19 protein-coding genes are annotated in these 20,034 nt (G+C 60.2%); 11 read left to right on the forward strand and 8 right to left on the reverse strand.

The window, feature by feature from the left end; translation table 11 throughout:
- The first annotated feature begins 73 nt into the window (after positions 1–73).
- The 10 genes from ribH to secG all read left to right on the forward strand — a co-directional run bounded on the left by ribH (position 74) and on the right by secG (position 9,643).
- Complete coding sequence (ribH, locus tag HMPREF3104_RS06705; RefSeq protein WP_052204164.1) at positions 74–559, forward strand: 6,7-dimethyl-8-ribityllumazine synthase; 486 nt, start codon at positions 74–76, stop codon at positions 557–559.
- A 10-nt stretch (positions 560–569) separates the two neighbouring features.
- Positions 570–1,088 carry a PH domain-containing protein gene (locus HMPREF3104_RS06710; protein ID WP_371441045.1) on the forward strand — a complete coding sequence of 173 codons (519 nt, stop codon included), beginning with the start codon at positions 570–572 and terminating at the stop codon, positions 1,086–1,088.
- A 9-nt stretch (positions 1,089–1,097) separates the two neighbouring features.
- Positions 1,098–3,161 (forward strand): excinuclease ABC subunit UvrC, encoded by a 2,064-nt coding sequence (uvrC, locus tag HMPREF3104_RS06715; RefSeq protein WP_070494911.1) that lies wholly within the window; start codon positions 1,098–1,100, stop codon positions 3,159–3,161.
- Positions 3,162–3,189: 28 nt separating this feature from the next.
- Positions 3,190–4,068 (forward strand): RNase adapter RapZ, encoded by an 879-nt coding sequence (gene rapZ, locus HMPREF3104_RS06720; protein ID WP_070494912.1) that lies wholly within the window; start codon positions 3,190–3,192, stop codon positions 4,066–4,068.
- A 40-nt stretch (positions 4,069–4,108) separates the two neighbouring features.
- Positions 4,109–5,089, forward strand: coding sequence for a gluconeogenesis factor YvcK family protein (gene yvcK / locus HMPREF3104_RS06725; RefSeq protein WP_070494913.1), 981 nt, complete (start codon positions 4,109–4,111; stop codon positions 5,087–5,089).
- Positions 5,090–5,128: 39 nt separating this feature from the next.
- Positions 5,129–6,136 (forward strand): DNA-binding protein WhiA, encoded by a 1,008-nt coding sequence (gene whiA, locus HMPREF3104_RS06730; protein WP_070494914.1) that lies wholly within the window; start codon positions 5,129–5,131, stop codon positions 6,134–6,136.
- A gap of 95 nt (positions 6,137–6,231) precedes the next feature.
- On the forward strand, positions 6,232–7,242 hold the full coding sequence (gap, locus tag HMPREF3104_RS06735) for a type I glyceraldehyde-3-phosphate dehydrogenase (protein WP_070494915.1): 1,011 nt from the start codon (positions 6,232–6,234) through the stop codon (positions 7,240–7,242).
- A gap of 73 nt (positions 7,243–7,315) precedes the next feature.
- Positions 7,316–8,533 carry a phosphoglycerate kinase gene (pgk, locus tag HMPREF3104_RS06740; protein WP_052204183.1) on the forward strand — a complete coding sequence of 406 codons (1,218 nt, stop codon included), beginning with the start codon at positions 7,316–7,318 and terminating at the stop codon, positions 8,531–8,533.
- 14 nt (positions 8,534–8,547) lie between these two features.
- Complete coding sequence (tpiA, locus tag HMPREF3104_RS06745) at positions 8,548–9,327, forward strand: triose-phosphate isomerase (RefSeq protein ID WP_052204184.1); 780 nt, start codon at positions 8,548–8,550, stop codon at positions 9,325–9,327.
- A 67-nt stretch (positions 9,328–9,394) separates the two neighbouring features.
- Positions 9,395–9,643, forward strand: coding sequence for a preprotein translocase subunit SecG (secG, locus tag HMPREF3104_RS06750; protein ID WP_052204186.1), 249 nt, complete (start codon positions 9,395–9,397; stop codon positions 9,641–9,643).
- A gap of 91 nt (positions 9,644–9,734) precedes the next feature.
- Here secG and pgl read toward each other — a convergent pair whose 3' ends face one another.
- From pgl to tkt, 5 genes are all read right to left on the reverse strand, one after another.
- Positions 9,735–10,451: a 6-phosphogluconolactonase gene (gene pgl / locus HMPREF3104_RS06755; protein WP_070494916.1), complete on the reverse strand. Its 717-nt coding sequence runs from the start codon at positions 10,449–10,451 to the stop codon at positions 9,735–9,737.
- Entirely contained in the window at positions 10,438–11,343 is a 906-nt protein-coding gene (locus HMPREF3104_RS06760; RefSeq protein WP_070494917.1) for a glucose-6-phosphate dehydrogenase assembly protein OpcA, read from the reverse strand. The genes pgl and HMPREF3104_RS06760 overlap by 14 nt, the downstream gene beginning before the upstream one ends.
- Positions 11,344–12,810 carry a glucose-6-phosphate dehydrogenase gene (gene zwf, locus HMPREF3104_RS06765; protein ID WP_371441049.1) on the reverse strand — a complete coding sequence of 489 codons (1,467 nt, stop codon included), beginning with the start codon at positions 12,808–12,810 and terminating at the stop codon, positions 11,344–11,346.
- Positions 12,811–12,893: 83 nt separating this feature from the next.
- The gene (gene tal / locus HMPREF3104_RS06770) at positions 12,894–13,979 is read right to left on the reverse strand and encodes a transaldolase (protein ID WP_070494919.1); all 1,086 of its coding nucleotides are present in this window, start codon (positions 13,977–13,979) and stop codon (positions 12,894–12,896) included.
- Positions 13,980–14,009: 30 nt separating this feature from the next.
- Positions 14,010–16,163, reverse strand: a complete 2,154-nt coding sequence (gene tkt / locus HMPREF3104_RS06775) for a transketolase (protein ID WP_210386488.1) — start codon at positions 16,161–16,163, stop codon at positions 14,010–14,012.
- Positions 16,164–16,331: 168 nt separating this feature from the next.
- Here tkt and HMPREF3104_RS06780 point away from each other — a divergent pair, with 168 nt between their 5' ends.
- Positions 16,332–17,285 (forward strand): heme o synthase, encoded by a 954-nt coding sequence (locus HMPREF3104_RS06780; protein WP_210386489.1) that lies wholly within the window; start codon positions 16,332–16,334, stop codon positions 17,283–17,285.
- Here the strand turns inward: HMPREF3104_RS06780 and HMPREF3104_RS06785 are convergent.
- Genes HMPREF3104_RS06785 through HMPREF3104_RS06795 form a run of 3 tightly spaced genes read right to left on the reverse strand, consistent with a single transcriptional unit; the run spans position 17,282 to position 20,033 of the window.
- A complete protein-coding gene (locus HMPREF3104_RS06785; protein WP_070494920.1) occupies positions 17,282–18,247 on the reverse strand; it encodes a quinone oxidoreductase family protein in 966 nt (321 codons plus the stop codon). The genes HMPREF3104_RS06780 and HMPREF3104_RS06785 overlap by 4 nt on opposite strands.
- A 1-nt stretch (position 18,248) precedes the next feature.
- A complete protein-coding gene (locus HMPREF3104_RS06790; RefSeq protein WP_070494921.1) occupies positions 18,249–19,202 on the reverse strand; it encodes a COX15/CtaA family protein in 954 nt (317 codons plus the stop codon).
- Between the two features lie 60 nt (positions 19,203–19,262).
- Entirely contained in the window at positions 19,263–20,033 is a 771-nt protein-coding gene (locus HMPREF3104_RS06795; protein ID WP_070494922.1) for an ABC transporter permease, read from the reverse strand.
- Between the last annotated feature and the right edge of the window lies 1 nt (position 20,034).

Raw genomic sequence — 20,034 nt, forward strand, 5'->3', positions numbered from 1 at the left:
GTGTGCGTGTGTTCACGTGGCGTCGATAAGCTAGGCAAATAAGCAAGCTGAAAGGCAATAAGGAGCAACAAGGATGGCTGCAACCGGAGCCCCCGAGGAGTACCAGTTACGCGCTGAGGGGTTGACCCTGGCCGTTGTGGCCACGCGCTGGAACGCGCGCGTGGTTGAGCAAATGACCGAGCGCGCGGTAGACACCGCACGCGAGCACGGCGTGAAAACAGACCTCTACTTTGTAGACGGTGCCCTTGAGCTGCCAGTGGTGGTGCAGGCATGCGCCAAGCGTTACGACGCTGTCGTGGCCCTCGGATGCGTCATCCGCGGCGAAACCGCCCACTTCCAGTACGTGTGCGACTCCGTTACTGAAGGCCTGACCCGCATCGCACTGGATGAGGAAACGCCGATTGGCAACGGTGTGCTTACCGTCGAGGAAGAAGACCAAGCCTACGAGCGCGCTGGCGGCGAAGACGCAAAGGAAGACAAGGGCGCTGCAGCCGTGCAGGCGGCGCTCAGCGCAGCCGTTGAGCTGCGTAAGGTCCGCTCTTTGCCGTTGAAAGGATAGGATCAACCGCGTGAACACCCGGGGATTAGACGAAAAAGAACTGGCCTACCTCACAGCACTGGACCCAAATGCGGTCACCAGCACCAAGCCGTGGGAATTTGAGACGAAGTCCCCGTACTTACAACGCGTGGCCGTGATCTGGATCCTTGTGGTGATGGCCGTGCATATTTTCATGGCGGCAGTTGTGGATGTGCAGTTCACCGGTGTGACACTGACCTGGCTGGACAAGTTCGCGTTCATCGGCGTGGGGTTGGTGATCTCGGTGTTGTCCTGGATTGCCTTGAGCCGACCGCGGGTTCGCGCCAATGAAGATGGCGTGCAGGTGATCAACATTGTGGGCACCCGCTTTTACCCGTGGGCACTGGTCTACGGCCTGAGCTTTCCTAAAGGCAAGCGCATGGCGCGCCTTGAACTGCCGGATTTTGAATACGTTCCCCTGTGGGCGATGCAGGCTGGCGATAAGGAGCGCGCGCTGGCAGCGGTGGATGGTTTCCGTGAGCTGGAAGCCAAGTACATGCCAAAGGATTAACGGGTAGCGGTGGCAAACCCAAAGGATTACCGTCCGGCGCCGGGGACTATCCCTACGGAGCCGGGCGTCTACAAATTCCGCGATGCTTCGGGCCGCGTGATCTACGTGGGCAAGGCCAAAAGCCTGCGTGCGCGCCTGAACAATTACTTCCAGCCGCCGAACACGCTGCACCCGCGGACGCGCCAGATGGTGTTTACGGCGGCCAGTGTGGAGTGGACGGTGGTCGCCTCTGAGGTTGAGGCGCTGGCGTTGGAATACACGTGGATTAAGCGTTTTGATCCGTGGTTTAACGTCATGTACCGCGACGACAAGACGTACCCCATGCTTGCCGTCAGCGTGAAGGAACGCTACCCTCGCGCGTTTTTCTACCGGGGCCCCAAGCGTAAAGGGGTTCGCTATTTCGGCCCGTATTCCCATGCGTGGGCGGTGCGCGAAACGCTGGATCTGCTCACGCGCGTGTTTCCTATCCGCACGTGCTCGAACGGTGTGTTTAACCGCCACGAATCCCTTGGGCGGCCGTGTTTGCTTGGCTACATCGACAAGTGCGCAGCACCCTGCGTGGGACGCGTCACCGAATCAGAGTACGACGACATTGTCGCAGGCTTTATGGGCTTTATGTCTGGACGTACGGACGCGCTGGTTCGCGGCATCACTGAGCAGATGCACACAGCTGCGGAAAACCTTGAGTTTGAAAAAGCTGCCCGGCTTCGGGACGATCTCGGGGCTGTCAACAAAGTCATGGAACGCCAGACTGTGGTGCTTTCCCAAGACACCGATGCGGACATCATCGCCTTTGCCACCGATGAACTGGAGGCAGCAGTACAGATTTTCAACGTTCGCGACGGGCGTATTCGCTCCCAGCGCGGCTGGGTTGTTGAGAAGACCGGGGATGAGCCGGGCTCAATGGAGCGGCTTGAGGAAGGTACGGAAGATCCCGCGCTGCCGACGTTGATGCAGAACTTCCTCGTGCAGTACTACTCGGATGCCGTTGAACGTTCCCGGCAGGAGGCGGAGGAAGACCAGCGCATTGAGGAGCAAAAGGTCCGCCGCCGCGGCGTTGACCAGGAATCCCGCGCCGCGGTGAAAGCGCCGATCCCGGTACCGCGCGAGATCTTGGTTGAGGTGTTGCCGGAGGAGCCTTCCGATGTGGAAACGCTGCTGACACAGCTGCGTGGCGGCCCGGTTGAGGTGCGCGTTCCGCAGCGCGGCGACAAGCGCGCACTGATGGAAACGGTGCACAAAAACGCCGCTGAGGCGCTGCACCAGCACAAGCTCAAGCGCGTGGGCGATCTGACTGCGCGAAGCCAGGCGCTGCAAGACATCCAGGACGCACTGATGATGGATGAGGCCCCACTGCGCATTGAGTGCACGGATATTTCGCATATTCAGGGTACGGACGTGGTGGCGTCGCTCGTGGTGTTCGAGGATGGGCTGCCGAAGAAGAACGACTACCGCCGCTACCGCATCAAGGAAGCAGCTGGCGATGGCCGCTCAGATGACGTGGGCTCCATCGCCGAGGTCACCCGTCGCCGCTTCAAACGCTACAACGAGGACAAGCTGGCGAATCCGGATGAGGTGCAGGAAGCCCAGGAGTTTGCAGACGAGGCCGATGAAACCGCCGGCGGGACAAAGCGATTTGCGTACCCGCCGCAGCTGTTCATCGTGGACGGTGGCAAACCCCAGGTCAACGCCGCGCAGGCGGTGTTTGATGAGCTGGGGATTGTAGACGTCCAGCTGATTGGCCTAGCTAAGCGCCTCGAAGAGGTGTGGATTCCCGACGACGATGAGCCGCTGATTTTGGCGCGTAACTCCGAAGGCATGTATCTGCTCCAGCAGATTCGCGACGAAGCACACCGCTTTGCCATCACCTACCACCGCCAGCAGCGCTCCAAACGGATGCGGGCATCGGTGCTGGACGACATCCCGGGCCTTGGTCCGACGCGTCGCACTGATCTGGTGAAGCACTTCGGCTCGGTGAAGAAGCTCAAGGAAGCCACGCAAGAGGAGATTCAACAGGTCAAGGGCGTAGGGCCAAAGCTTGCTGAGGTGATTTTCCAGCACTTGCAGAAGTAGGGGTTGCTTGGCTCCTGCAGCGGTTAGGATGGGGCACATGCGCGAAAATATCCGACCGGTGATCATCACGGGCCTCTCAGGTGGTGGCCTGTCCACTGCGGCAAAGGTGTTTGAAGACAAAGGGTTCTTCGTCTCCCAGAACTTGCCGCCGCAGCTGATTCTGGAGCTTGTAGATCTAGCTGCAGCCGAAGATTCTCCAGTTGAGCGGCTCGCAGTAGTCACTGATGTGCGTGCTGATGACTTCAACGGTTCGATGGTGGAAACCGTCGACGTGTTGAGGGAACGCGGTTACTCGCCGTTTGTTTTGTTTTTAGAGGCGCGCGATGACGTGCTGATTCGCCGCTTTGATTCGGTGCGCCGCACGCACCCGTTGCAGGGTGATGACACGTTGTCCACGGGCATCGAGCGCGAGCGCGAAATGCTTGAAGAGATGCGCAATCGGGCAGACGTGATCATTGATACCTCCAACCTGTCGGTGCACGATCTTCGCCGCGCTGTGGAGGCATCTGTGGGGGAGTTGCCGGCAGATCGCCAGCACGTCACCTTGGAGTCCTTCGGCTTTAAGCACGGCTCCCCGCGCGACGCGGACATTGTGGTGGACGTGCGTTTTCTGCCTAATCCGTACTGGATTGAGGAGCTGCGTGAGTACCGCGGTGTGGACAAGCCCGTGGCGGACTATGTGCTCTCGCAGCCGGGTGCCACGGAGTACGTAGATAACTTCGTTTCGCTACTCACCAGCACGCTTGCTGGCTACCGCCACGAGGGCAAGGACTTCATCACCGTAGGCGTGGGCTGCACCGGAGGTCACCACCGTTCCGTTGCGGTATCAGAAGCTATTGGGAAGCGCCTGCGACAACAGGGCAATGTGGATGTCAGTGTGATCCATCGCGATCTGGAACGCCACTAGGCACGAGCACGCCAAACACAAACGGAGAAAGGCTGTTTTCGTGACCAATACGGACGCTCAATCACCAGTATTTACCTGTCTTGGGGGCGGCCACGGGCTCTACCAAACGTTGCGCGCTGCCCGTTGCGCAGGTGCCTCGTTTATCAACGCCGTAGTTACGGTGGCAGATGATGGAGGGTCATCCGGGCGCTTGCGCCGCGAGATGAGTATCGTGCCGCCGGGGGATCTCAGGATGGCGCTTGCCGCGCTCACGGAAGATTCCGATGGAGGTGAGGTGTGGCGCGAGGCGCTGCAGCACCGCTTCGGTGGGCATGGCGCGATGGCGGGCCATGCCGTGGGCAACCTGATCTTGGCTGGTCTTGCTGAAAAGTTTGGCAGTATGCAGCAGGCGCTCGACGTGGTGGCGGAGTGGACAGGATCCGTTGGCCGGGTGATTCCGGTGTGCCCGATTCCACTGGAGATTGAAGCAGACGTTGCCGGGCTTGATGATGATCCGCGGGTGCTTCGCTCTGTACGCGGCCAGGTGGCTGTTGCCACAACGCCAGGAGCCGTACGGCGAGTGCGCGTCCTCCCAGACCACCCCGCTGCTTCACCTGAGGCGGTGCAGGCGATTAAGGACGCTGACGTGGTCACCATCGGCCCCGGCTCGTGGTTCTCTTCCGTCATCCCGCATTTGTTGGTGCCGGAAATTGTTGAGGCGCTCAACACCACAGAGGCGACGGTGGCAGTTGTCTTGAACCTTTCGCCGGAAGCGGGGGAGACCCACGGGTTTTCGGCTGAGCGCCACCTGCATGTGTTTGCGCAGCACGCGCCGAATTTGCATGTGGATTATTTCCTCGCGGATTCGTCGATAAGCATGAGCGAGGGCGAGCGGGAGTACCTGCGGCGCGCCGCAGCCAAGGTGGATGCTGAAGTGCGCTTCTGCGATATGCGTGAGCTTGATAGCAACGGGGCGCTGTCCCATCGGCACGATCCACAGAAGCTGGCTACCGCCCTGCTGAAGCTCACGGAAGCACGCTAGACTTAGTGTCTGTTTTTGGCTTGGGAAGGATATAAACAGGTGGCGCTGACCGCAAAGGTGAAAGACGAGTTGCTGGGAGTACACCGGACAACGGCTGAAGCTCGGGAAGCAGAGGCAACGGCAATGATCCGTTTCGCCGGCGAGTTTTCATCCACCCCGCGGGGTATTGCGATCACCTGTGACTTTGGGGAGCGTGCGGTGGCACAGCGTCTTGTGCTCTTCCTCGAGGAACTGTGCAACGCGGAGTGCGAGATCGCCACCATTGAGCCGGGCACCGTTAGCCGCGAGACCCGGTACCAGGTCACCGTAACCGAGGGAGCCCACGACGTGATTCGCCGCCTCAAGCTTGTTACGCCCTCGGGCCACGCTGTTGTCGGTATGCCCCGGCAGGTGATCTCCGGGCCGATTACGTGTGTGGAAGCTGCGTGGCGCGGGGCGTTTCTCGCACGCGGGTCCCTCAGTGAACCGGGCCGCACTGGTGCTCTGGATGTTGCGTGTCCGGGCCAGGAGGCCGCGCTTGCCCTTGTGGGCCTGGCGCGTCGGTTGAGCGTGGCGGCGAAAACCCGTGAGACCAGGGGAGTAGAGCGCGTCTATATTCGCGACGGTGAAACTATTGGCATCTTGCTGAGCCGCATGGGGGCCCCGCGCACGCGCATCGAATGGGATGAAAAGCGCGAAGCAAAACAAGCAAGCGCCCACGAGGGCCAGCGTCTTGCCACCTTCGATGACGCGAACACGCGCCGCTCTGCACAGGCAGCTGCTACTGCCGCGCTGCGCGTTGAGCGTGCGCTCGAGATTCTGGGAGACGATGTGCCGGAGCACCTGGCGGAAGCAGGCTTCCTGCGCGTCGAGCACCGTGTCGCCTCCTTGGAAGAGCTTGGCCGTTTGGCTGATCCGCAGATGACCAAGGATGCTGTCGCCGGCAGGATCCGTCGCTTGTTGTCGCTGGCAGATAAGCGTGCTGAAGAATTGTGTATCCCTGACACGCAGGCCGCAGTGGTGGCGGCAAAGGCTGCAAAGGATGCCACTGAACCACCCTCCAAATAGGTGGTACTAATCTGCGTCTTCTTCTGCAACACATGGGCTAGCTGGCTACACTGGTTTGCGGTAATACATCTCAACATTGAGGAGTGAGAATACGCATGACCACCCGTATCGGAATTAATGGTTTTGGCCGCATTGGCCGTTCCGCGTTCCGCATCATCTTGGAGGAGTACCAAGGTGAGTTGGAAGTTGTGAAGATCAACGACCTGACCGATAACAAGACGCTTGCTCACCTGCTGAAGTACGACACCGCGTATGGGCAGCTCGGCCACGACGTCACTCATGATGATGAATCCATCACGGTAGATGGCCGCCGCATCGAGGTCACCGCTGAGAAGGACCCGGCAAACCTTGGCTGGGGCGAGGCAAACGTGGACATTGTGCTTGACTGCACCGGCCGTTTCACCGACGGCAATGATGCGAAGGCTCACCTGGACGCTGGTGCCAAGAAGGTCATCATCTCCGCTCCGGGTAAGAACGTTGACGGCACCTACGTATGGGGTGTGAACCACCAAGACTACACCGGTGAGCAGAACATCATCTCCGCTGCGTCCTGCACCACCAACTCGCTCGCGCCGGTGGCAAAGGTTCTCGATGAGGCCTTTGGCATCAAGTCTGGTCTGATGACCACCATCCACGCATACACCGGTGACCAGCGTATTCAGGACGCGCCTCACAAGGACCTTCGCCGTGCTCGCGCAGCTGCGCAGAACATTGTGCCGACCACCACTGGTGCTGCTCGCGCCGTGGCACTCGTGCTGCCGAGCCTGGAAGGCAAGCTGGATGGCTTCGCTATGCGCGTGCCCACCATCACCGGTTCCGCAACTGACCTGACGGTTGAGCTGAACAAGGACGTCACCGTTGAAGAGGTCAACGCTGCGGTGAAGGAAGCTGTCAAGGATGAGACCTTTGGCAAGGCTCTGGAGTACACCGAGGACCCGATCGTGTCCTCTGACATCATCGGCAACTCCCACGGTGCAATCTTTGACGCTGGTATGACCCGTGTGATCGACGGCAACTTGGTCAAGATCATCTCTTGGTACGACAACGAGTGGTCCTACACCGCTCAGTACGTGCGTATGACCAAGCTGGTCGCTGACAACCTCTAACACCACGTTGTTTTGGGCCCGGTGAAGTGCAACTGCGCACTTTGCGGGCCCTTTCTTTCAAGGAGAAACCTTTATGGCTACGAAGACACTGCAGCAGCTTATCGACGAAGGCGTGGACGGCCGCCACGTCCTTGTCCGCTCCGACTTCAACGTTCCGTTGGACGACAATGGCAACATCACCGACCCAGGCCGCATTGACGCATCTTTGCCGACGCTGAAGGCGCTGCTGGACGGCGGCGCCAAGGTGATTGTCATGGCGCACCTGGGCCGCCCGAAGGGCGAGGTCAACCCGAAGTTCTCGCTGGCCCCAGTGGCTGAGGCCCTGTCTGAGCGCCTGGGCCAGTTCGTCGCCCTGGCGGGCGACGTCAGCGGTGAGGACGCACACGAGCGCGCCAACGGCTTGACCGAAGGCGAGATCATGTTGGTGGAAAACGTACGTTTTGATCCGCGTGAGACCTCCAAGGATGAGGCTGAGCGCGCGCAGTTCGCTGAGGAGCTTGCTGCATTGGCTGCTGATGACGGTGCGTTTGTCTCCGACGGCTTCGGCGTGGTCCACCGTGCACAGACCTCTGTGTACGACGTGGCGAAGAAGCTTCCGGCGTACGCAGGCTTCCTGGTGGAGAAGGAAGTGGAGACGCTGTCCAAGGTTAAGGACGTGCCTGAGCACCCGTACGTGGTGGTGCTCGGCGGTTCCAAGGTCTCCGACAAGCTCGGTGTGATTGAAGCGCTGGCTGAGAAGGCCGACAAGGTCATCATCGGCGGCGGCATGTGCTACACCTTCCTCGCCGCCCAGGGCCACAACGTGCAGAAGTCGCTGCTGCAGGAAGACATGATTGACACCTGCAAGGAGCTCATGGCGAAGTACGGCGAGAAGCTGCTGCTGCCTGTGGATGTTGCTGCTGCGCCGGAGTTTGCCAAGGACGCGGAGAAGAAGATCGTCGGCCTAGACGAGATCCCGGAGGGCTGGATGGGCCTGGACATTGGCCCGGAGACCGCCAAGAACTACGCAGACGCCATCAAGGACTCCAAGACGGTGTTCTGGAACGGCCCAATGGGCGTCTTCGAGTTCCCGAACTTTGCGGACGGCACGAAGGCCGTCGCAGACGCCATGATCGCGGCAACCAAGGACAATGGTTCCTTCACGGTTGTCGGTGGTGGTGACTCCGCGGCGTCCGTACGCCTGCTGGGCCTGGATGAGGACGGCTTCAGCCACATCTCCACCGGCGGTGGCGCATCGCTGGAGCTCATTGAGGGCAAGGAACTGCCCGGCGTATCCGTTCTTTCGAAGTAAGGAGAGTTGAAGTTATGGCACGCACCCCGCTGATTGCTGGTAACTGGAAGATGAACCATGACCACTTGGAGGCGATCCAGAGCGCGCAGAAGCTTGCTTTTGCGTTTCCTAAGGACGGCTACGAGTACGTCGACGTTGCCCTGATGGTGCCATTTACGGATCTGCGTTCTGTGCAGACCCTGGTGGAAGGCGACAAGCTGTCCATCACCTACGGTGCACAGGACGTCTCCCAGCACGACAACGGCGCCTACACGGGCGAGATCTCTGCAAGCATGCTGGAGAAGCTCGGCTGCACGTGGGTGGTAGTTGGTCACTCGGAGCGTCGTGAGTACCACAACGAGTCCAACGAGCTGGTTGCGGCGAAGGCTGCGAAGGCGATTGCCCACGGCATGACGCCGATTGTGTGCGTTGGTGAGCCGCTTGAGATCCGTGAGGCCGGCGAGCACGTTTCCTACGTAGTAGAGCAGACCCGCGAATCCCTCAAGGGCTTGGACCTGTCCAAGGTTGTGATTGCCTACGAGCCGGTGTGGGCGATTGGCACCGGCAAGGTGGCTTCTGCTGCAGACGCACAGGAAGTGTGCCACGCCATCCGTGAGCTGGTTCGTGAGCTTTCGGACGACGCCACCGCCGACGCCATCCGCATCCTCTACGGCGGTTCCGTCAAGGCGGACACCGTGGCAGAGATCATCGGTGAGGCAGATGTTGACGGCGGTCTCGTCGGCGGCGCTTCGCTGGACGGTCAGGATTTCGCACGCCTTGCAGCTGCTGCAGCACAGGCCGTGTCCGGTTCCTAGGTATCGCCGCTAGTGGTGTAGGATCTGCAGAGGTTACAAGGTTGTCTACCCGAGGAGGGTTTTGCGCATGACGCTCACGCTGGAGATTGTGCTGGTCGTCTCGTCCATTTTGATGACGGTCTTCGTGCTCCTGCACAAGGGCAAGGGCGGCGGCCTGTCCAGCCTGTTCGGTGGCGGCGTGCAGGCTAACCTCTCTGGCTCCACCACGGTGGAGAAGAACCTGGATCGCGTCACCGTGATCCTGGCGCTCATCTGGATCGCGTGCATCATTGGTTTGAACCTGATTCACGCATTTGCCACGCCGGCGCTGACCTAGGCCGACACCGCTAACGCACAAAGAACTCCCCGCACACCTTTCGTTGGTGGCGGGGAGTTTTGATTTGCCAGATACATCCAGCGACGAAAAACTAGGGCAGCTGGCTTGCGGCGTCCTCGGTGACGTAGAGAACGGTTTCCTTCACACCACGCGCACCGGCACATGGCCAGTCAAGCGGGGCCGCGCCAGCCACAAGGGCAGCTGTGGCTTCCGCCTTCTCCGCGCCGGAGACCAAAAACCACACGCGATCCGCGCTGCGTACAGCAGGCAACGTCAACGATGCACGCTCCGCGGGCGGCTTCGGTGAATCGGTGACAGCAACGACAGTTGCGCTCTCTTCGCGGACTGCATCAGTGTGGGGGAATAGGGAGTTGATGTGTCCTTCGCCGCCCATGCCCAAAAGATGAAGGTCGAAGCCGTCCGGCGCAAATGTTGCAATCGTGCGCGAGTATGCCTCAACGGCATCAGACATGTCCCCACCGTCAAGGCCGTAGCCGTGGATGTTGGCCTCCGGGATGTCAACGTGCGACAAAAGCGCCTCGCGGGCCTGACCCTCGTTGGAATCCGAATGCGTAACGGGTACGTTGCGCTCATCACCGAAGAAGACGTGCACGCGTGACCAGTCGATTGCAGCGCCAGCCGTGGCAAGCTCAGCCACACGCTTCAACAGGGCAATGCCAGCAGTGCCGCCGGTGAGCACGATACGAGCTTCGCCGCTATCTGTTTGCAGGGTTTGGATGAGGGAGGTGAGGTGGGACGACGTGGCGTCGATAAGCAAAGAAAGCTCTGGGAACCTATGAATCTGCATGGATTTTCACTCCTTGTAACGCGCGGCCATACGTTGCGTCCGGGCCCAGGTGGCGAAGCTCCTCGGCGAGGCATTCGGCGTCCGTACGCGCTGACAGGGCCGCAAACATCGTGGGGTGGTTGGGGACGGAAACTGCGACCGTGTTGCCATCGATGGTTTCCACGGTGATGTCTCCATCGCTTGCTTGCAAGGTTAACTTCGCAATGGGCACCGCATCCGCATTCGTGGACGCAGAGGAGCGCGTCACCGGTACGTTGAGCGCCGAAGCCAGCCAGCCGGCGGCGATATCCACACTGGGGTCATCGGCAAGTCCGGAGATCTCAACAGCAGCAACCTTCGACTCCAGGCAACGATCCAACGCGGAAGCCACCACTGCGCGCCATGCAGTGATGCGCGACCACATCATGTCACTATCACCCGGCGTATATCCATCAGCTGCAGCTGCAGCTGAGCTGTACGTGGTGATGCGTCGCTGCGCCAACGTACCGATCTGATCCTTGGCAGGGCACGTTGGCGAAAACGTTGGCCACCAGGCAACAATCGGGGTGTCGGGCAGCAGTAGCGGGGTCACCACGGCGTCAAGATGCTCAGTGAGTTCGCCGTTGAGCTCCATCACGATAATCTCGGAGGCGCCGGCATCAGCACCAATAAGAAGCAGCGCGTCGATAGAGGTCTCTGCCTTCGGGTTGCCAAGCAGACACACCAGCACGCGCGCGGGGTTTTTGCGTGTGGCGTTGCGGACGGTCTCCAAGATCACGTCGACGTTGTCGTTCCCATTGGCGGCAACCAGCAATGTCAGCACGCGACCGTTCGCCACTGAGGCCTTTTCACGAGCCTCAGCCAATGTGGTGGCAATCTGGCTTGTGGTCGTGTCCGGGAGGGTCAGAATCATTTAGGGTCGCCTCCATTCACGGCCATCTTGTTCTAGCATGCGGTGCGCGGACTGTGGCCCCCACGTGCCCGCCGCGTACTCGTCCGGCCGCCCAGCCTCGGCCCAGTACTCCAACACCGGGTCCAGGATTTCCCAGCTGCGCTCAACCTCGTCGTTGGTGGGGAAGAGGCTGGACTCGTCCAACAGGGCGTCTAAAATCAGGCGCTCGTAGGCCTCGGGGGATTGCTCGGTGAAGGCCTCGTCGTAGGAGAAATCCATGTTGACGTCGCGGACTTCGAACGAGGAGCCCGGCACCTTCGACCCGAAGCGCATGAGCACGCCCTCATCTGGTTGGACGCGGATGATCACGGCGTTGTTGGTCAGCAGGTTCGTTTGGCCCTCAGTAAACGGCTGGTACGGCGGTCGCTTAAACACCAGCGCAATTTCAGTCACGCGCCGTCCTAGGCGTTTGCCGGTACGCAGGTAAAACGGCACGCCCGCCCAGCGCCGGGAGTTGATTTGCAGCGTGCACGCCGCGAACGTTTCCGTGGTGGATTCAGGGTCAAACCCTTCCTCCTCGCGCAGGCCCACTGCGTATTCCGAGCCTTGCCACCCGGCGGTGTACTGGCCGCGAGCGGTTGTCCGGTCGAACGGTTCTACGGCAGTTGTTGCGCGTAGCACCTTGAGCTTTTCTGCTTTAAGACGCCTCGGTGAAAACGACGTCGGCTCCTCCATAGCCACCAACGCCAACAGCTGGATCAGGTGGTTTTGGATTACGTCGCGGGCGGCACCAATACCGTCGTAGTAGCCGGCGCGGCCGCCAAGGCCGATGTCTTCAGCCATAGTGATCTGGACGTGGTCGATGTAGTGAGAGTTCCACACCGGCTCAAACATCTCGTTGGAAAAGCGCAACGCCAAAATGTTCTGGACGGTCTCTTTGCCCAGGTAGTGGTCAATGCGGAAGACCGAGTTCTCCGGGAAAACAGAGTTGACCACAGCGTTCAGCTCTACCGCAGAGGCTTTATCGTGGCCAAACGGCTTCTCAATAATCACGCGACGCCAACGGCTACCGCCCTGCGCGGTCTGCTGGTCAGCCATACCGCTGCGGTCCAACTGGTGGATGACGTTAGCGAAGTGCTCTGGTGGCACAGAGAGATAAAACGCCCAGTTTCCGCCGGTGCCGCGCACCTCATCCATCTGCTCCAGCAACGTTGCGAGGTTGTCAAACGCTGCGTCATCATCAAACGCGCCGCTGACAAACTGCAGGCCCTCAGCAAGCCGTGACCAGACGTTTTCGTTGAACTCAGTTCGCGCGGATGCCGTTACAGCATCACGCACATAGTCTTCGAAATCCTGCTTGGACCATTGCCTGCGGCCGAAGCCAACGAGCGTAAAGCCAGCGGGCAGGAGCCCACGGCTAGCTAAGTCGTAGATTGCGGGCAGAAGCTTCTTGCGAGCCAAGTCACCGGTAACACCGAAAATGACCATGCCGGACGGTCCAGCGATACGTGGCAGGCGCGTGTCATCCAGGGCCCGCAGCGGGTTGGCAGACGGGCCCGGGTTGGGACGTGTCACTTGAGAGTTGCCTCCATAGAATCCAACAGCTCCTGCCAGGCGTCAACGAATTTCTCTACGCCTTCGCGCTCCAGCACGCTCACCACGTCAGCCAGGTCAATACCAACCGCTTCGAGCTGGTCAAACACCTGCTGCGCCGCCGGGGCAGTGCCGGTGAGGGTGTCGCCGTGGACGTTGTTGGCATCCAACACAGCGTCGATAGTCGCCTCAGGCATCGTGTTCACCGTGTCCGGCCCAGCAAGCTCAACCACGTACATATCTGCCGGGTACTCCGGGTTCTTCACACCGGTGGACGCCCAAAGCGGACGCTGCTTGTTCGCACCCGCCGGCAGCGCAGACATATCCGCAAACTCATCGAGGAAGACCTGGTAAGCCAGGCGAGCATTTGCCACGCCCGCCTTTCCGCGAAGCGCGAGCGCTTCTTGCGAACCGATAGCGTCAAGGCGGTTGTCTACCTCCGTGTCCATGCGGGAGACGAAGAAGGATGCAACCGAGTAAATGGAAGAGACGTCGTGGCCGTTGTCCGCTGCCTGGCGGATACCTTCCTTGTACGCGGCAATAACCTCGCGGTAGCGCTCTACGGAGAAGATCAACGTGACATTAACTGAGATGCCAGCCGCGAGCGAGGCGGTGATCGCCGGCAGCGACTCATCGGTCGCCGGAATTTTGATCATGACGTTCGGGCGATCAACCTGCTTCCACAGCTCAGCCGCCTGAGCGACAGTCTTCGCCTCATCTGCGGCAAAGCGGGGATCAACCTCGATAGACACCCGTCCGTCTTCGCCGTTCGTTGCCTCATAGGTGGGCAGGAACAGATCACAGGCGTCTTGGACGTCCTTGATGCTCATGGCGTACACAGCAGCGTCCGCAAGCGCACCAGCCCCACGCAGCTCATCAAGTTGTGCATCGTAGGCATTGCCCGTGGACATGGCCTTGGCAAAAATCGCCGGGTTAGTGGTCACGCCCACGATGGATTTAGAAGCCTTGATTTCCTCCAAGTTCCCAGACGTGATGCGCTCCCGCGAGAGGTCATCAAGCCAGGTGGAAGTGCCAAGCTTGGCCAGATCATCAATGGCAGTCATGCTATTCCTTTCTGCAGGTTGCAGGGTGGATTACTTGCCGTCGCCGCGAGTCGGCTCAGCCTCGGTGTCACCGACGCGCTGCGAGGTAGGCACCGAACGGCCTTGAGCAACGCAGTCCAAGGTCTCGCGAGCAACACGGACAACGTTGTCGGTGGTGAAACCGAAACGCTCGAACAGCTCCGCACCAGGTGCAGACGCGCCGAAGTGCTCCAGGGACACAGCCCGACCGTACTCGCCCAGGAAGCGGAACCACGGCATGGACAGGCCAGCCTCGACGGAGACGCGAGCCTTGACCTCCGGCGGCAGGATCTGATCAATGTAGGCGTCATCCTGCTCCATGAACCAGTCCATGCACGGCACAGACACAACGCGGGTAGCGGTGCCTTCAGCCTCAAAGACCTTTGCGGCCTCCACTGCGTACTGCACCTCAGAGCCGGTAGCCATGATGATCAGATCCGGGGTTTCCTTGGAAGCCTCAACCAGCACGTATGCGCCGCGGGCAACACCGTCGAAAGCCTTCTCGCGGGTGCCTTCCAAAACCGGCAAGTTCTGACGCGACAGGGCAAGCGCCTTCGGCTGCTCCTTCGCCTCAAGCACGGCCTTCCACGCGGCAGAGGTCTCATTAGCATCCGCAGGGCGGACCACCGCAAGATCCGGGATGGCGCGCAGCGCGGTCAAGACCTCGACCGGTTGGTGCGTCGGGCCGTCCTCACCCAAGCCAATGGAATCATGCGTAAACACGTAGTAGCCGTCAATGCCGGACAGGGCAGCAACACGGATAGCGGGGTAGAGATACTCCGAGAAAATCAGGAACGTTCCGCCGTACGCGCGGGTCGGGCCGTGCAGCGCGATGCCGTTGAGCACCGCACCCATTGCGTGCTCGCGGATACCGAAGTGCAGGTTGCGGCCGTAGGGCTCCGCAGTGAACATCTCGGTAGAGATAGCCTCCGGGCCAAACGATGGCGCACCCTTGATCAGCGTGTTGTTGGAACCAGCAAGGTCAGCGGAGCCGCCCCACAGTTCCGGCAGTGCCTTCGCCGCCACCTGGATAGCAGCCTCGGAGGCCTTGCGCGTGGCCACGCCCTTCGCATCCGGCTCATAGGTTGGGAAGGCGAACTCGCCCTCGCCCCAGCCCTCCGGCAGCTCGCGTGCAAAAAGGCGGTCGAACAGTGCCTTAGCCTCTGGGTTGGCCTTCGCCCACGCATCAAACTTCTCGTTCCACGCTGCACGCTTTGCCGCAGCGCGCTCACGCAACTTGCGGGTGTGGGTGATCACTTCCTCCTCTTCCGGGAAGTGAACCTGCGGATCAAAGCCCAGTGCTTCCTTAACGCGCACGATCTCCTCAGCACCAAGAGCCGCGCCGTGGATAGCACCAGTGTTCATCAGAGTCGGTGCCGGGAAACCAATCACCGTCTTGACACGAATGATCGTCGGTTTTGCGGTCTCAGCCTTCGCCTCAGCAACAGCTGCCTCGATAGCAGCAACGTCCTCGCCAGACTCCACGGTCAATGTCTGCCAGCCGTAGGCCTCGTAGCGCTTCATCACATCTTCGGTGAACGCGATCTGCGTGTCGTCCTCAATAGAGATGCGGTTGTCATCCCAGAACAGGATCAGGTTGCCCAAGCGCTGCGTGCCAGCCAGGGACGAAGCCTCAGCAGTAACGCCCTCCTGCAAGCAGCCATCACCAGCCACGACGTAAATGAAGTGGTCAAACGGCGACTCGCCGGCCGGAGCCTCCGGGTCGAAGAGCCCGCGTTCACGACGAGCGGCCATGGCCATACCCACTGCAGAGGCCAAACCCTGACCCAGCGGACCAGTGGTGATCTCAACGTGGTCGGTGTGGTTGTACTCCGGGTGGCCCGGGGTCTTCGAGCCCCATGTGCGCAGCGCCTTGAGGTCTTCCATCTCAAGACCAAAGCCACCAAGGTAGAGCTGCACGTACTGCGTCAGCGAGGAGTGCCCGTTGGACAGGACGAAACGGTCACGGCCCACCCAATCCTTGTCAGACGGATCTACATTCATAACGCGCTGGAACAGCGTGTATGCCAGGGGAGCGAGTGACATCGCGGTACCCGGGTGGCCAGAGCCACAGTTTTCCACGGCGTCAGCCGCCAAAACGCGGGCTGTGTCCACTGCCCGCGTGTCAGTCTCCGTCCAATCTTCTGGGTAATTACGAACGGTCATAGCCTGAAGTTCTGGGGGCAGCGTTTGCTGAGTCACTGAAAAGTCCTCGCTTGTTGTAGTCAGAGCAGAGTTGGTCTTAAAGAATCCTACCGCGGGGGTGCAAGCGCGGGGCGGAGCGCTCGATTCCCCGCATTGCACCTTTGGGGACTAGTATCAACCAAAGGAATGATGCCGGGGTCAAAGTTCGGGCATAGTTCAGAGAGTTTAGAAGGAGCACAGTTGGAGACCATCAAGGCGTATTTCGCATTGACGAAGCCGAGGGTCATCGAGCTACTCCTGGTCGCCGCGATTCCTGCGCTGTTGCAGGCAGACCGCGGCGAGGTACACCTGTGGCTCATTTTGGGAACACTGTTTGGTGGCTGGATGGGCGCTGCAGCAGCCAGCGCCTTCAACATGGTTGCGGACTACGACATTGACCAGCTGATGGGACGTACCCGTGCACGCCCCTTGGTTCGTGCCCGCATTACTAAGCAAAAGGCACGCATTTTCGCCTGGAGCCTGCTCATTGCCTCCGTGTTGTGGCTTGGGTTTTTGTGCAACTCCTGGCTGGCGTCGGCGTTTATCATCTTCACCAACTTCTTCTACATCTTCATTTATACGAAGTGGCTGAAGCGCACGACGTGGCAGAACGTGATCTGGGGCAGTGTGGCCGGCAGTATGCCGGTGATGGTTGGTTGGGCTGTTATCCGTGACAACGTGAATGACGGCACCCCGGATCAGTGGTGGCAGCCGTTCGTTTTGTTCATGATCATCTTCTTCTGGCAGCCACCGCACACTTGGGCGCTAGCCATGAAGTACAAGGACGACTACGAGCGTGCAAACGTGCCCATGCTGCCGGTGGTGGCTTCTGCCGAGCAGACCACGCGCCAGATTGTCCTGTACTCTTGGCTGACCGTGATCACGTCGTTTGCGCTCGTGCCGGCAGCGTCCTGGATCTACCTTGCAACCGCTATTGTTTCAGGTGCCGCGTTCTTGATTGTGGCAACCAAGCTGCACACGGACGTCAAGAACGGCGCCGAGGTCAAGCCGATGAAGCTGTTCATCCTGTCCAACAACTACCTGGCAGCCTTGTTCTTGGCGCTGTCCATTGACGCAGTGCTTGGGCTCCCAACGCTGCTCTAGCGCTGGACTTCTAGTACCACTGAACCAGTGGTCTTTCGTGCCTGAAGGTCTTCGTGTGCCTTGAGGGCTTCCGACAATGGGTATGGCGGGTGAATACGGATGCTCAGCGTTCCCTCTTCCACCGCGCGGGCCACGGCTTGGGCGCGCATCCGGAACTCATCATCGGTAGCGGTGTAGTCGTCCAACTTCGGGCGAGTAAGAAACAGCGAACCTGCGCGATTGAGCTGCTGGATGGAAAACGGCGGCACATCGCCTGAGGCTGAGCCGAAGGATGCAACCATGCCGCGCGGACGGCAGACCTCCAACGCGAAATCAAACGTGTCAGCGCCAACACCGTCAAAGACAACGTCCACACCTTCGCCACCGTTGGCTTCCTTGATCTGCGCTGCTAGATCATCGCCGTAGCGGAAAACCTGAGTTGCGCCGGCCTCTGCAGCCAACGCTTCTTTCTCCGCGGAGGAGACTACGGAAAACACCCGTGCACCCTTAGCCGCCGCCATCTGGGTGAGCATAAGCCCCACGCCGCCGGCACCGGCGGTGACGACCAACGACGTCTCGTCGGTGACCGGGTAGACAGATTCCACCAAGTAGTGCGACGTCATTCCTTGCAGCAGCATCGACGCAGCAACTGGCTCGCTCACACCCTCGGGTACCGCGACCACACGGCCACGGTCAACCACTACCTGTTCAGCGTAGGAGCCTGGCCCACGGTTCCACGCCACCAACGTGCCCTCGGCGATCTCACCCAAAGGGTCGTGCACCACACGCCCACAGCCCTCAGAACCAGGGATGTACGGCACCTCTTGCGGGTAAGTGCCGGAGCGGAAGTAGGTGTCGATGTAGTTGATGCCGGCATACGTGACGTCGATAAGCAACTGGCTCTTCGACGGAGTCGGTGCTTCAACATCGGTGTACTCAAGGACCTCGGGGCCGCCGTGACGGCTAACTAAAATGGCTTTCATGTCACACAAGGGTAGGCAAACGGCGCTGCCCATGTGCGTAAAGGAACGCAGAAAACGCCACAACTGCAGAACTCATCGCAATATGTGCAGGAATAGTCCAGCGCGGAACACCCAACTGGAACTGGATAACGCCGATAGCCCACTGCACCAGAATCAGCAGGATGAGTACGATCGCCGTGTTATATGCATCCTTCGGGCCCTTATTCCTACGCAGCAGGAAGAAGGCCACCAGCGTGAAGATCAAGTAGATGTACATGCACGCGGCGTGAACGTACGCCAGCATCGCGGTGTCAAGCTGCAGACGGCCCTCCATACCCACGCCGGAGTCGCCCGAGTGCGGGCCAGAGCCCGTGACCATCGTGCCGGTAACCAAGACAAAGCACAGTGCGATAGCAGCGGCCAGTGCCATCCAGCGAATTGGCTCGGGGTAGCGCTGCGTCGGGGTAGCGGAGTCCGTCTCAGCGATGCGCATGTACAAAATCGCTGCGATCCACACAAGCACCATGGACGGCAGGAAGTGGATAGCAACAGCCCACCACTTCAAATCCAAATGCACGGAAATGCCGCCGATGACAGCTTGGAGTACTACGCCGAGGAAGGACGCCCACGCGAGGTTCTTAATCGTCTTGGAACGCTTCGCGTTGACTACTGCAATGAGTACTGCCACTGCAGCGGCGGCAACCACAAACGCCAGCAAACGGTTACCAAATTCGATGGCCTGGTGGATCCAGGGCGCAGCACCTTCCACTGGGACAAGCGAGCCTTCGTGGCACAGTGGCCACGTGTCACAGCCCAGGCCGGAGCCGGTGACGCGTACCAAAGACCCTGTGACGGTAATGCCGCCCTGGCAAATCAGCAGAATCAGAGCGAGGATGCGCTGAAAGCGAACCGTAGGATTTTGCCATACGGCTAACAGCGGGGAGCGGTTATTGTGTTCGGCGACTGGCGCGGTCACAGGGGGTCCTTTCAAACTTTCGGACGATAGTTTCGTCGTTGGTTGAAAGTGTATCGGACCTTAGCCGTCGAAACGGAACCAGCGCGCGGCAGCCGTAACACCAATGGCCGCCCACACTGCAAGGGAGATCCACGCCAGGGTGTTGAATGCACCTTGCAAGGCCTGCGTAAGCGCGCTGGCAAGCGCAACCGTGGGCACGGCGTTCCACCAGCCCGCGTGGGCAAGATCACCGGAATAGGCCACCCAGCCGAGAATGCCCATTAACACGATCCAGAACAGGTTGGCCAGAGCAAGCACCATCTCGGACGACAGTGTGCCGCCCATGAGCAAGCCGAGTGAGGTAAATACCGCAACGCCCACTAACAGCGTGGCAAGGCCCAAAACCGCACCAGCGATGCCAACGCGCCAACCAAGGACAGCGGCAATCGTGCCCAAAATCACCAACTGTAGCCCCACCATGGACAGCACGCCGATGATCTTGCCAGCGATGATCACCCACGGCGGCACACCAGAAGCCCCGGCGCGTTTCAACGCCCCGTATCTGCGGTCGAATGCCAGCGAAATGGCTTGGCCTGTAAAACCGGCGGAGGTTGCGGCGACGGCAAAGACCATGGGGACGAGCTTGTCAAAGTCCGTGTCGCCAAAAATGGGCACGACTGCCGCGGCGATGAGCAGACCGGCAGGCACTATGACGTTGAGCAGCAGTTGCTCGCCGTGGCGCAGCATGAGTTTGGACTCGATGAGCCCCTGAGCTGCGGCCATCTTGCTAAAGCTGGCGCGCTGTGGCTGTGGTGTGAAGATGCCGTCTTCCAAGGTGGTGTGGTGGGCCATG

Source organism: Corynebacterium sp. HMSC30G07, assembly GCF_001806945.1.
Lineage (GTDB): Bacteria > Actinomycetota > Actinomycetes > Mycobacteriales > Mycobacteriaceae > Corynebacterium > Corynebacterium riegelii.